Below are 12,236 nucleotides of genomic sequence, written 5' to 3'. Positions count from 1 at the left end.
ACGGGGGGATCAGAATTCGATGCCTGCTTGCGCTTTGACGCCAGAGCGGAAGGGGTGCTTCACTTGGGCCATTTCGGTGACCAGATCGGCCGCCTCCACCAGCGCGTCGGGCGCGTTGCGGCCGGTGACGATCACGTGCTTCATCGCCGGGCGCGCGGCGAGCACGGCCAGCACTTCGTCGAGCGGCAGGTAATCGTAGCGCAGCACGATGTTCAGCTCGTCTGCCAGCACCATGGCATAGGCCGGATCGGCGATCATGCGCGCCACTTCCTCCCACGCGGCGCGGGCGGCCGCCACATCGCGCGCGCGGTCCTGCGTGTTCCAGGTGAAGCCTTCGCCCATGGCCTTGAAATCGACGTGATCGGGAAAGGCATCGAACACGCGCCTTTCCCCGGTGGTCATCGCGCCTTTGACGAACTGCACCACGCCCACGCGCATGCCGTGGCCCACCGCGCGCAGCACCATGCCCATGGCGGCGCTGGTCTTGCCCTTGCCCTTGCCGGTGTGGACGATCAGCAGGCCCTGTTCGCGGGTCTTGGTGGCCATGATCTTGCTTTGCGCGGCCTGCTTCTTGCGCATTTTTTCGGTGTGGCGCGCCTCTTGATCAGCAGTTTGCATCGCCCTTGTCCTTTTTCAGCAGATAGATGTCCATGATCCAGCCGTGCTGCGCGCGCAGCGCGGCGCGGCGGGCCAGAATGCGCGGGGCAGCCTGGGCCAGGGGGCCATGCTCCAGCGCCTGTTGCGCCATGCCCAGATATGCGCCCCACCAGATGGCAATGCCCGCCGGATCGAGCGCCTGAAACGCGCCGCCAGCATCGAGCATGACCACCACATGCAGCGCCCCCGGCGGCCAGCCATGCGCGCGTAGCAAGCGGCCGGTGGTGATGGTCACCGGCCCGGCCAGGGGGTTGAGCGGAATGGCATGGGCGGCGGTGAGCGCCTGCACGCTGGTGATGCCCGGCACCACGTGGATCGACAGCGGCAAGCCTTGGCCCGCCAAATGTGCGGCAATGCGCAAGCTGCTGTCATAAAGCGTGGGATCGCCCCAAACGAGCAAGGCCGCCCGCCCGCCCTGCGGCAGGGCCTGCGCCAGGGCGGCCTGCCACACCCCGGCAATTGCGTGGTGCCAGGCGTTGACCGCACCGGCATAATCGCCCGCGCCATCGCGCACCGGCATGGCAAATTCCACCTGTGGCACCGCGCGGGTGAGCACCGCCGCGCAGATCGTGCGCCGCACATCGATCAACCCGGCCTTGTCCGCGCCTTTATCCGGCAGCAGGATCACATCGGCCGCATTCATCGCCTGCACGGCAGCCAGCGTCAGGTGATCAGGATTGCCCGTGCCGATGCCGATCAGATCGAGGTGGATCATGCCTGCCCCGCGATCATGTGGAAGAACGTGCCGGTCACTTGCCCGCGCCGCGATCCGCCTTCGGCCACCACGGCGCCATTGGCATCGCTGACGCTGGCCAGGGCCTGGTCGGGCTGGGACAGGATCGTGGAGTAATGGAATTCATGCCCGCGCAGGCTGGTGCCCGCCGCCATCGCGCCCACCGGCGCCAGCAGCCGCGCCGCGCGATAGCCCAGGTGCAGGCGCCGCGCGGCATGGCTGGTTTCCAGGCCGAGCAACCCGGCCATGGCGTGGCGCGTGCCGGCCTTGTCCACCAGCCCCTGCCCCAGCACCATGTATCCGCCGCATTCGCCATGGACGGGCCGCGTCTGCGCATGATGGCGCAGGCCGGCTAGGAAGTTTCCTGCGGCCGCGATGCGCCCGGCGTGCAGTTCGGGGTATCCGCCCGGCAGCCACACCATGTCCGCATCGGGCGCGGGCGCTTCATCGGCCAGCGGCGAAAACGGCAGGATCTGCGCGCCCGCAGCCTGCCAGCCAAGCAGCAGGTGCGGATAGAGGAACGAAAACGCCGCATCGCGTGCCACGGCCAGGCGCTGCGCCGGCGGGGGTGGCAGCTGGGCCGCCGATGGCTGGGCCGCCTGCCCTGATGCCGCCGCGATCAGCGCGGCAAGGTCCACATGATCGCGCACGAACGCCGCCAGCTTGTCCAGCGCGCTGTCGAGATCGGCGTGTTCCTGCGCCTGCACCAGGCCCAGGTGCCGCTCCGGCAAGGCAAGGTCTGTGCGGCGCGGCAGGGCGCCCAGCACCGGCAGACCCACTTGCGCCATACCGGCGCGCAGCAGGCTTTCATGGCGCGGGCTGGCCACTTTGTTGAAAATCACCCCCGCCACGCGCAAGGCCGGATCGAAGCGGGCAAAGCCCAGCGCCGTCGCCGCCGCCGATTGCGCCTGGCCCGAGGCATCGAGCACCAGGATCACCGGCCAGCCCATGCGCCGCGCCACATCGGCACTGGCACCGTTGCCGGTGGCGCCTGTGCTAGCGACGCCATCGAACAGGCCCATCGAGGCTTCGGCCACGGCAAGGTCTGCGCCCTGCGCCTGGCCGGCCAGCGCATCGATCAGGCCGGGCGCCATGGCCCAGCTATCGAGGTTGAACGACGCGCGGCTCGCGGCGGCGCGGTGAAACGCCGGGTCGATATAGTCCGGCCCGTTCTTGAACGGCTGCACCGCCAGCCCCTGCTGCACCAGCGCGCGCAGGCAGCCGAGCGTGAGCGTGGTCTTGCCCGCGCCCGAACTGGGCGCCGCGATCATCAGGCCCGGCACGCTCATGCGCCGGCCTGCTGCGGGCGGAAGCGCCGCTCATAATCGGGGGCATAGAGACTGCTGGGCGCAAAATCGCTGGCGCCCAGCACACGGCCCACCAGGATCAACGCGGTGCGCTCCATGCTGCCGGCCACCGCCGCTTCCACGCTGGCCAGCGTGGCGCGCACCACGCGCTCCTCGGGCCAGCTCGCGCGCCAGACCACCGCCACCGGGCAATCGGCGCCATATTCGGGCAGCAGATCGGCCACCACTTGCCCCAGATTGTGGATCGAGAGGTGAATGGCCAGCGTCGCCCCGGTTCGGGCAAAGGCCGCCAGGTTTTCACGCGGCGGCATGGCACTGGCGCGGCCGGGCGTGCGGGTAAGCACGAGCGACTGGCCCAACGCGGGCAGCGTCAGTTCCGCTTCCAGCGCGGCAGCGGCGGCGGCAAAGGCCGGCACGCCGGGGGTGATGGTGAAGGGAATGCGCAAGGCCCGCAGCGCGCGCAACTGCTCCCCCATGGCCGACCACACCGAAAGATCGCCCGAATGCAGCCGCGCCACATCATGCCCGGCGGAATGGGCAGCGGCGATTTCGGCCATGATCTGGTCAAGCGAAAGCGGCGCGGTGTTGATGATGTGCGCGCCGGGCGGGCAGTGATCGAGCACGGCGGCCGGCACCAGCGAGCCGGCATAGAGGCACACTGGGCAGGCCGCGATGCGATCCCGCCCGCGCAGGGTGAGCAGATCGGGCGCGCCGGGGCCGGCGCCGATGAAGTGGACGGTCATCGTTCTGTGCTTTCGGCAAGGGCGCAAGTGGCCAGGCGATCGGGCGAAATATGGCGCGCGCTCAGCAGGCGGGCATGGGGGCCAGCACCGGCCAGCGCGGCCGCTTCGGCAAGGCTGCCGATGCCGCGCGCATGCAGGCTGGCGGGCGATTGCGTGGGCGTGGCGCAACGGGCCAGCTGTTCGGGCGCGATCGGCAGCAGCGGCAGGCCGAGCGCCTGGGCGAGCGGGGCCAGCGCGGCGGCCTTGTCTGCCGCCGTGGCCAGATGGGTGACGGGCGGATGGCCTTGTTGCGCCAGGGCCAGGGCGGCGCGCAATGCGGCGGGCGTGGCAACGCCGCGAAAGCCGAAGCCGGCAACAATCGCATGGCCGATCATCGCACCGCGCTCCACTGCACCAGCGGATAGCGCGCTTTCCACCCGCGCCGGCTGCCCAGCGCGGTGGCATCGGCCAGTTCGATGCGCAGCAGGCTGCCACCGGCCTGCGCGTGCCACTGCGCCAGCAATGCTTCGGATTCCAGCGTGACGGCGTTGGCCACCACACGCGTGCCCTTGGGCAGGCACGCCCACAGCGCATCGAGCAGCGCCGGGTTCAGCCCGCCACCGATGAACACGGCATCGGGTGGCCGCCCATCGGGCAGGCAGGCCGGCGCGCGGCCGGTGATCACATGCAGGCGGTCCACCCCCAGCGCCATGGCATTGGCGCGCGCGCGATCGGCACGCAAGGGATCGGCCTCCACCGCCACCGCCCGGTTGGCCGGGTGGGCCAGCAGCCATTCGATGCCGATGGAGCCGGAACCCGCGCCGATGTCCCACAACAGCTCCCCCGCGCGCGGGGCCAAGGCGGCCAGCGTCAACGCGCGCACGGGCGCCTTGGTGATCTGGCCATCGGCGGCGAACAGCGCATCGGGGCGGCCCGCGGTGACCGGCATGGCCAGCCCGTCTCCCGCCACGGCCAGGCCCACCGCCACGGGATGGGCCACGTCTGCCAGGGCAAAGCCATCGGCGCGCACCTGCCGCACCCGTTCGCGCGGGCCGCCCAGCGCCTCCAGCACATGAAGCTGGGTTTCGCCAAACCCGGTGGCGACGAGATAGGCAGCCAGATCGGCCACGGCGGCGCCATCGCGCAGCAGCACAAGCGCGCGGGCGCCGGGCGCCAGATACGGGCGCAGGCGCGAGAGGGGCGCGGCGTGCAGGCCCAGGCACGCGCAATCCTGCAAGGCCCAGCCCAGCCGCGCCGCCGCCAGGGCAAACGTACCGGGCGCGGGATGGGCCACCCATTCGTGGGGCAAGAGATGCGCGGCCACACTGCTGCCTGCGCCGAACCAGAACGGATCCCCTGATGCCAGCATGGCCACACGCCGCCCGCGCAAGGCCAGAAGCCGTTCGATTCCGTCGGCAAATGGCACTGGCCATTCGATGACCCGCGCCGTAAGCGGGCCAGCCAGGGCGAGATGGCGCGGCGGGCCGATCACCACGTCTGCCCCGGCCAAGGCCGCGCGGGCGGCGGCGGAAAGGCCATCGCGGCCATCCTCGCCCATGCCGATGATGCTCAACCAGGGAGCCGGTTCAGACATGCCAGAGATCCTGATTCTGGGCGGCACGACCGAGGCGAGCGCGCTGGCGCAGCTGCTGGCCGCGCGGGGTCTGGCCGCCACGCTCAGCTATGCCGGGCGCACCCAGGCCCCGCGTGCGCAGCCGGTGCCGGTGCGCATCGGCGGGTTTGGCGGGGTGGAGGGGCTGGCCGCCTATCTGCGCGAACACGGCGTGACGCATCTGGTGGACGCGACCCATCCCTTTGCCGCGCAGATGAGCGCCCATGCCGTGGCGGCCGCGCAGGCCGCTGGCGTGCCGCTGATCGCCCTCACCCGCCCGGCCTGGCAGACGCAGCCGGGCGACGCCTGGACCCGCGTGGCCGATGTGGCCGGCGCGGTGGATGCCCTGGCCGGGCCGGCGCGGCGCGTGCTGCTGGCGCTGGGGCGGATGCATGTGGCAGCCTTTGCCGCGCAGGGGCAGCACCACTATGTGCTGCGCTTTGTCGACACGCCCGATGCGCCGCCGCCCCTGCCCGATCACACGCTGGTGGTCGATCGCGGGCCCTTCACCGTGGAGGGCGATATGGCCCTGCTGCAACGCCATGCCATCGGCCTGGTGGTGTGCAAGAACGCGGGCGGCAGCGGCGTGCAGGCCAAGCTGATCGCCGCGCGCGCGCTGGGCCTGCCGATGATCATGATCGACCGGCCAGACTTGCCCCCGCGCCACGAAGTGCACGATCCGCAAGCGGTGCTGGACTGGATCGCTCATGCCGCGGCCCCATCAAGGCTGCGCGGGGTGTAAAGCACCGGGCCAGTGGCGCGGGCGATCATGCGCGTCTGGCTCGATCCCACGATCACCACGGTGCGCATGTCGGCCATGTCGGGCTGCGCCTGCGCCAACGTGACGATGCGCAAGTGCTCCTCGGGCGTGGAGACGGCGCGGGCGAACAGGACGAGGCGCGCCGGGCCGCAGCATTCGCGCAGCACGGCCAGCGCGCGGGCAAACCCCTCGGGCCGCGCGCGCGAGCGGGGATTGTAGAACGCCATGGCGAAATCCGCCTCTGCCGCCAGACGCAGCCGCCGCTCGATCACCGCCCAGGGCTTGAGATTGTCGGACAGGTTGATCGCGCAGAAATCGTGGCCCAGCGGCGCCCCGGCGCGCGCGGCAGCGGCCAGCATCGCGGTGATCCCCGGCAGCACGCTGACCGGCACATCGGCCCAGCGCCGGGCATTTTCTTCCAGCACTTCACAGACGGCGGCCGCCATGGCGAAGACGCCGGGATCGCCCGAGGAAACCACCACTACCTGCCGGCCCTGCGCCGCCAGATCGAGCGCATGGGCGGCGCGTTCGCGCTCCACCCGGTTGTCCGACGGGTGCAGCGTGAGGCCGGGGCGCGGCGCCACGCGGGCAACATAGGGGATATAGCCGATCACGTCGGTCGCGGCATCGAGCGCGGCGCGCACCTGCGGCGTGACCATGGCCTCCTCGCCCGGACCAAGGCCGACGATGGCCAGCGTTCCGGTCATGGCCGGCGTCCCTGGCCGTGGATCAGCAGGATGGAGAAATAGGGCGTGACTTCGCTCGCCTCCATCAGTGGCGTCACCCGCTGGGCCGGCATGGCGGCATATTCCACCAGCCAGGCCGCACCCTCGCGCCCGGCAGCGGCCACGGCGCGGCGCAGCTTGGGCAGGTTGCGGCCGATCTTCATCACCACCAGCGCATCGGTATCGCGGATGCGGCGGGTGAGTTCGTCTTCGGGCAGCGTGGCCATGGCCACGGTCAACACATCGTCACCCCAGGTAATCGGCAGGCCGGTGGCGTTCCAGGCGCCGGCCATGCCGGTGATGCCGGGCACCACCTGCACCGGCACCTGGCCCGCCAGGCGGCTGTGCAGGTGCATGAACGAACCGTAGAAAAAGGGATCGCCTTCGCACAGCACGACCACGTCTTCCCCGGCGCGCGCCACGACGAGCAGCCGCGCCGTGCAGTCGGCATAGAATTCCGCCAGCATGGCGTTGTAGCGCGGGTCGCTGACCGGGATTTCGGTGGTGACGGGGTATTCTAGTGGAATTTCCACCACATCGGCGCGCAGCAGATCGGCGGCGATGCGGCGGGCCTGGCCGGGGCGGCCGGCCTTGCGGAAATAGGCGACATGGCGCGCGCCGCGCACCAGCCGGTCGGCCCGCACGCTGAGCAGGTCGGGGGCACCGGGACCGAGGCCGACGCCGTGGATCGTGCCGATAACGGCGCTCATTCCGCGTCGCTCGCCAAGGCGTTGATCGCGGCCACGGTGATCGCGCTGCCGCCCAGGCGCCCGTCCACCACGCAGCAGGGCACGCCCTGCCAGCCCCACAGCGCCGCCTTGGATTCGGCCGCGCCGACAAAGCCCACCGGGCAGCCGACAATCGCCGCCGGGCGCGGGCAGGCCGGGTCTTCCAGCATGTTCAGCAAATGGAACAGCGCGGTGGGCGCGTTGCCGATGGCCACCACGCTGCCGGCCAGATGCGGCCGCCACAATTCCAGCGCGGCGGCAGAGCGGGTGTTGCCCATGGCCTGCGCCAGCGCAGGCACCTGCGGATCGTGCAGCGTGCAGACCACGGCGTTGCCGGCCGGCAGGCGCGCACGGGTGATCCCTTCGGACACCATGCGTGCATCGCACAGGATCGGCGCCCCGGCGCGCAGCGCGGCGCGCGCGGCATCGTCAAAGCCAGCCGAAAAGCGGATGTGCCGGGCCAGGTCCACCATGCCGGCAGCGTGGATCATGCGCACCGCCACCGGCTCTTCACGCGGGGCAAAGCGCGCCAGATCGGCCTCTGCCCGGATCGTGGCGAAGGACTGGCGATAGATGGCCGCGCCATCCGTTTCATAGCTGTGCGGCATCGGTCAGCCTTTCGAAATGGGCGAGCAGGTCTTGCGCGCAAAGCGGTTCGCCGGTGGCAGTGCCGGCCGTGGCATCACGCGCCAGATCGAACCGGCCATCGGCGCGGCCGGTCAGGACATGGGCGGCAGGGCGGCTGGACGCGCAGCCCTTGGCGCAGCCAGAAACGTGGAGTGTGCCGCGCACCAGCGGCGCCAACGCCAGGGCAAGATCGCGCGTGGGCACATGGGCCTGCGGGCAAGCCGGCGCGCCGGGGCAGGCCTCCACCTGCAAGACCGGATCGGCAGGGTCGGCCATCAGGCCGGGGACCGGCCCAGCGCCGGCGCCCTCCACCACCATGACGCGCCACGGGGTCAGGCGTAGGGCCTGCGCACCGGGCACATCGAGCGCGGCGACAAGCGCGGCGGCATCCACCCGGCCGAATGGCGCGCCATGGGCCATGCCCAGCGCACCGGGACCGGGGCGCAGCGGCGCGGCGGACGCGGCCGGGGCTTCCTGCCCCGTGGCCCAGGCGGGCAGCGGCGTGGGGTGGCGAGCCATGCGCCCTGCCAAGCCGCTGTTTGCAAACCAGCGGGCCAGCGCGATCAGGCCATCGGCTTCCCGGCCCGGCACCAGTGCCACGCCCGTGGCGCGCCCGGCCGCGCGCAGGATCAGGCCACCGCCCACACCCCGCTCCACCCGGAAATCGCCCGGTTCGCCCAGCAGCATGGGCGCGGCGCCCGCGTCGATCACGAAACCCACCTTGCCCGGAAGTGCAGGCAGTTCGGGCAGGCGCGCCAGCAATTCCGTCGCCACGCGCGCGGTATCGTCGCCCATGATCCAATCGGGGGCGACCAGCACATTGGCGCGGCGCTCCGCCACCGGATCGGCGTCTACCAGTCCCAAGGCCAGCAAATCGTGCAGCGCGGCCTGCCAGCCGGCTTCGTCCAGCCCGCGCAGTTGCAGGTTGGCGCGGCGCGACAGGTCGATCAGGCCGTTGCCATGGCGCGCGGCCAGCCCGGCCAGCGCCAAAGCATGTTCCCGCGAAAGCCGGGCCAGGCGCGGCTTCACGCGCAGCAACAGACCATCGCCCGCCGCCATCGGGCGCCAGGCATCGGGGCACCAGCCGGCAATGCGAAAACCGCTCATGCCAAAAGCTCCGCCAGGATGGCGTTGCGCCGCGTGGGCCACAGGCCCGCCGCATGGAGCGCGGCAAAGCGCTGCTGCATCGCCGACAGCGCACCGGGATTGTCGCGTTCCAGAAACGCGCGCACTTCGGGCGTGCCCAGCGTGGCCTGGTAATAGAGGTCGATCAGGTGCGCTGGCACACTGCCGGGCGCCAGATGGGCAAAGGCGCCCAGGTGATCGAGCGTGGCGGCCAGTTCTGCCCCGCCGCGAAAGCCGTGGCGCATCATGCCGGCAATCCACCCCGGCTGCGCCGCGCGGGCGCGCACCACGCGGGCAACCTCTTCATTCAGGGTGCGCGCCACGGGCCGGGCGGGATCGCGATGATCGAGGTGATAGAGCGCCGCGTTGCCGCCCGCCACGCCTTGCGCGGCGGCAAAGCCGGCCTCGTGCGCGGCATAGTCCATGCTCAGCAGCAGGTCGGTTTCGGGCAAGTCCTGCGCATGGACAAAGGCATCGGCCGCCGCCACGCGGGCGCGCAGGCCGGCGGCATCCTCTTGCGCTGCATCGAGCGCGCGGGAAGAGGCAGCCAGCCAGGCTTCGCCAGCGGCACGGCGGCTGGCCGCGTCATAGGTTTCGGCCGCTTCACCCAGCCCCAGGCCATAGCGGCCCGGCGCCGGGCCATAGACGCGCGGCGCGGGCGCTTGCCCAGCGAAAGGGTTCCACTCGGCCGGCTCATCGCGCCCGCACAGCGCCCGCACCGCCTGGCCAAACAGCACGGGCAGCATGGGAAAGGCATCGCGAAACAGGCCCGAAACCCGCAGTGTCACGTCCAGGCGCGGATGGTCGAGCGTGGCCAAGGCCAAGATCTCCACGCCGGTCACCCGCTCGCTGGTACCGTCCCAGATCGGCGCCGCGCCCAGCAGGTGCAGCGCCATGGCAAAGTCTTCGCCACCCGTGCGCATCGTGGCCGATCCCCACAGGTTCACCACCAGCGCGCGCGGATAATCGCCATGGTCCTGCAAATGGCGGCGCACCAGTTCCTGCGCCATGGCCACCCCCTGCGCATGGGCGGCGCGGGTGGGCAGGCTGCGCGGATCGACGGCATAGAGATTGCGCCCGGTGGGCAAGACATCGGCCCGCCCGCGCCAGGGCGAACCCGCCGGCCCGGCCGCCACGCGCCGCCCGGCCAGGGCGGCCAGCAGGCCAGCGCGCTCTGCCGCGCCCTGGCTGCCGCGCCCGAACACGTGGAGGCCATCGCCATACTGACTGTCTTTCACGTCGCACACGAAGCGGTCGATCCGGGCGATGGCTTCGGCCGGGCTGGCATCGGGGCCGAGGCCCAGTTCGGTTTCCAGGCCCAGGCCTTGCGCCTCTGCCCGGATCGCGCCGATCAGCCGATCCCGCCGCGCGGGATCGAGGCCCACGGCCCCGGAAAATTCATCGAGCAGCGCCTCCACCCGCGCCAGGCCCGCGCCGCTTGCCACCCGCACCGGTGGGGGCGGCATGTGGCCCAGCGTGACCGCGCCGATGCGCCGCCGCGCCTGCGCCGCTTCGCCCGGATCGTTGACGATGAACGGATAGATCACCGGCAGATCGCCGATCAGCGCCTGGGGCCAGCATTCGTCGCCCAGCGCCACCGCCTTGCCCGGCAGCCATTCCAGCGTGCCATGCGCGCCCATGTGCACCAGCGCGTCCACGCCCTGTGCACGCAACCAGAGACAGAACGCCACATAGCCATGGCGCGGGCAGCGGGTGAGATCGTGATAGCCCTCGTCTCGTCCGGCCATGTCGCCGCGTTCGGGTTGCAGCGCGATCAGGGCATGGCCGGCGCGCAAGGCGGCAAAGTGGAATGCGCCGTCGCGCACCGCTGGCTCCGCCTCTGGAGCGCCCCAGCTTTGCGCCAGGTCTTGCTGCAAGGCGGGCGCCAGCTCTGCCAGCGCGGCACGATAGGCGGCCAGCGGCCAGGCCAGGGTTTCACCCGCCAGCCGCGCCGCCAGATCGCCCACTGGCGCGATGGCATAGCCGGCACCGGCCAGATCATCGAGAACGGCGGCTGTCGAAGCCAGCGCATCGAGACCCACCGCGTGGGCCATGGCATGGGCCTTGCCGGGATAAGTGGAGAGCACCAGGCCAACCTGGCGCTCTGCCGCCGGGCGCTGCGCCAGCGCGATCCACGCCGCCACGCGGCCGGCGATGGCGGCAATGCGCGCGGCATCGGGCACATGGACCTGGCGGGCAAAGCCCAGCGCGGCGTCCTGCGCCACGGCCTGCTTGAAACTGGCCACCCCGGCAAACACGCGCCCGTCGATTTCCGGCAGGACGACATGCATGGCGAGGTCTGCCGGCGCCAGGCCGCGCGCAGAGGCAGCCCAGCCCTCACGCGTGCCGGTGGCCAGCGCCACCTGGAACACCGGCGCGCCGGTCTGGTCGAGCGGGCTGTGCCCGGCCTCGTCCCGCGCGGAAAAGGCCGTGGCGTTGACGATGGCGGCGGGCCTGAGCCGGTTCAGCGCGGCTTCGACCAAGGCGCGCGATTGCGGCTCTTTCAACGACGTGACGTAAAGCCCCAGGGCGCCGATGCCGTGTGCCGCGAGGGCCGCGATCAGCGCGGCGATCGGCGCGCAATCCTGCGCCGCCAGGGTGGAGCGATAGAACACCACCAGCGCCAGGGGCTGGGCCGGATCGGCCTGCCAGGCCAGCGGATCGCAAAGGCCGCCCCGCGGGTGCCAGCCCCCGGCCATCGGCAGCGGCGGTTCCGCGATCGCAGCAGAGGCCCCAAGGCCCAGCCCGGCCTCTTGCGCCAGCAGGGCGAGCGCGGCAGCCATGCCTTGCGCGCCGCCCGCGTCGCACTGCCGCGCCAGTTCGCGCAACGGCGCCGCCTCCAGCGTCGAGGCGGCATCGAGCTGGGCATCGGCACGCCCATCTGCCGGCAAGACCGCCAGCGCGATGCCGCGTTCGCGGGCAAGTTGCGCCACCTGGGCCAGGCCATAGCGCCACCACGCCACCCCGCCGATCAGCCGGATGAGAATGCCGCGCGCGCCGGCGAGCGTGCGCTCCACATAAGTATCGACGGAAAGCGGATGTTCCAGCGCGGCCAGATTGGCCAGGCGCAGCGTGGGAAACGCCGGATCGCGCGCGCGCGCCAAGTGCCAGGCGGCGGCACAGGCAGCCAGGTCGCTGTCAGAGAAAGACAGCACGACCAGGTCTGCCGGGGCCTGCCCCAGGTCTTGCGGCACGGCGGTTTCTTCCAGGCCGTGGCTCTCGCGAAAGAGGACGTGCATC

General features: G+C 71.6%; 12 protein-coding genes. 1 reads left to right on the top strand and 11 read right to left on the bottom strand.

The genetic code is table 11. From position 1 onward, the window contains the following. Positions 1–9: 9 nt before the first annotated feature. From cobO to cbiE, 6 genes are read right to left on the bottom strand one after another with little or no spacing between them, the layout of a single operon-like run. Complete coding sequence (gene cobO / locus FHW94_RS15905; RefSeq protein WP_168556808.1) at positions 10–618, bottom strand: cob(I)yrinic acid a,c-diamide adenosyltransferase; 609 nt, start codon at positions 616–618, stop codon at positions 10–12. Further along, the gene (cobF, locus tag FHW94_RS15900) at positions 605–1,372 is read right to left on the bottom strand and encodes a precorrin-6A synthase (deacetylating) (RefSeq protein ID WP_168556807.1); all 768 of its coding nucleotides are present in this window, start codon (positions 1,370–1,372) and stop codon (positions 605–607) included. Before cobF ends, cobO begins: the two co-directional genes overlap by 14 nt. Then, complete coding sequence (locus tag FHW94_RS15895; protein ID WP_168556806.1) at positions 1,369–2,679, bottom strand: cobyrinate a,c-diamide synthase; 1,311 nt, start codon at positions 2,677–2,679, stop codon at positions 1,369–1,371. Before FHW94_RS15895 ends, cobF begins: the two co-directional genes overlap by 4 nt. Beyond that, the gene (gene cobM, locus FHW94_RS15890; protein ID WP_168556805.1) at positions 2,676–3,440 is read right to left on the bottom strand and encodes a precorrin-4 C(11)-methyltransferase; all 765 of its coding nucleotides are present in this window, start codon (positions 3,438–3,440) and stop codon (positions 2,676–2,678) included. Before cobM ends, FHW94_RS15895 begins: the two co-directional genes overlap by 4 nt. Beyond that, on the bottom strand, positions 3,437–3,814 hold the full coding sequence (locus FHW94_RS15885; protein WP_168556804.1) for a cobalamin biosynthesis protein: 378 nt from the start codon (positions 3,812–3,814) through the stop codon (positions 3,437–3,439). The genes cobM and FHW94_RS15885 overlap by 4 nt, the downstream gene beginning before the upstream one ends. Continuing rightward, positions 3,811–5,013: a precorrin-6y C5,15-methyltransferase (decarboxylating) subunit CbiE gene (cbiE, locus tag FHW94_RS15880; RefSeq protein WP_168556803.1), complete on the bottom strand. Its 1,203-nt coding sequence runs from the start codon at positions 5,011–5,013 to the stop codon at positions 3,811–3,813. The genes FHW94_RS15885 and cbiE overlap by 4 nt, the downstream gene beginning before the upstream one ends. Between cbiE and FHW94_RS15875 the strand changes: the two genes are divergently transcribed. Further along, entirely contained in the window at positions 5,012–5,773 is a 762-nt protein-coding gene (locus FHW94_RS15875; protein WP_168556802.1) for a cobalt-precorrin-6A reductase, read from the top strand. The genes cbiE and FHW94_RS15875 overlap by 2 nt on opposite strands. Here FHW94_RS15875 and cobJ read toward each other — a convergent pair. The 5 genes from cobJ to cobN are packed head-to-tail and all read right to left on the bottom strand — an operon-like array spanning position 5,737 to position 12,235. Beyond that, positions 5,737–6,498, bottom strand: coding sequence for a precorrin-3B C(17)-methyltransferase (gene cobJ, locus FHW94_RS15870; protein WP_168556801.1), 762 nt, complete (start codon positions 6,496–6,498; stop codon positions 5,737–5,739). The genes FHW94_RS15875 and cobJ overlap by 37 nt on opposite strands. After that, entirely contained in the window at positions 6,495–7,226 is a 732-nt protein-coding gene (gene cobI, locus FHW94_RS15865) for a precorrin-2 C(20)-methyltransferase (protein WP_168556800.1), read from the bottom strand. Before cobI ends, cobJ begins: the two co-directional genes overlap by 4 nt. Then, entirely contained in the window at positions 7,223–7,852 is a 630-nt protein-coding gene (locus tag FHW94_RS15860; protein ID WP_168556799.1) for a precorrin-8X methylmutase, read from the bottom strand. The genes cobI and FHW94_RS15860 overlap by 4 nt, the downstream gene beginning before the upstream one ends. Then, positions 7,836–8,978, bottom strand: a complete 1,143-nt coding sequence (locus FHW94_RS15855; RefSeq protein WP_168556798.1) for a cobalamin biosynthesis protein CobG — start codon at positions 8,976–8,978, stop codon at positions 7,836–7,838. Before FHW94_RS15855 ends, FHW94_RS15860 begins: the two co-directional genes overlap by 17 nt. Beyond that, positions 8,975–12,235, bottom strand: a complete 3,261-nt coding sequence (gene cobN / locus FHW94_RS15850) for a cobaltochelatase subunit CobN (protein WP_168556797.1) — start codon at positions 12,233–12,235, stop codon at positions 8,975–8,977. Before cobN ends, FHW94_RS15855 begins: the two co-directional genes overlap by 4 nt. Position 12,236: the final 1 nt, after the last annotated feature.

Origin of the sequence: Novosphingobium sp. SG720 (assembly GCF_012275365.1) — a bacterium.
Lineage (GTDB): Bacteria > Pseudomonadota > Alphaproteobacteria > Sphingomonadales > Sphingomonadaceae > Novosphingobium > Novosphingobium rhizosphaerae.
This window is presented reverse-complemented; position numbering and strand designations above follow the sequence as displayed.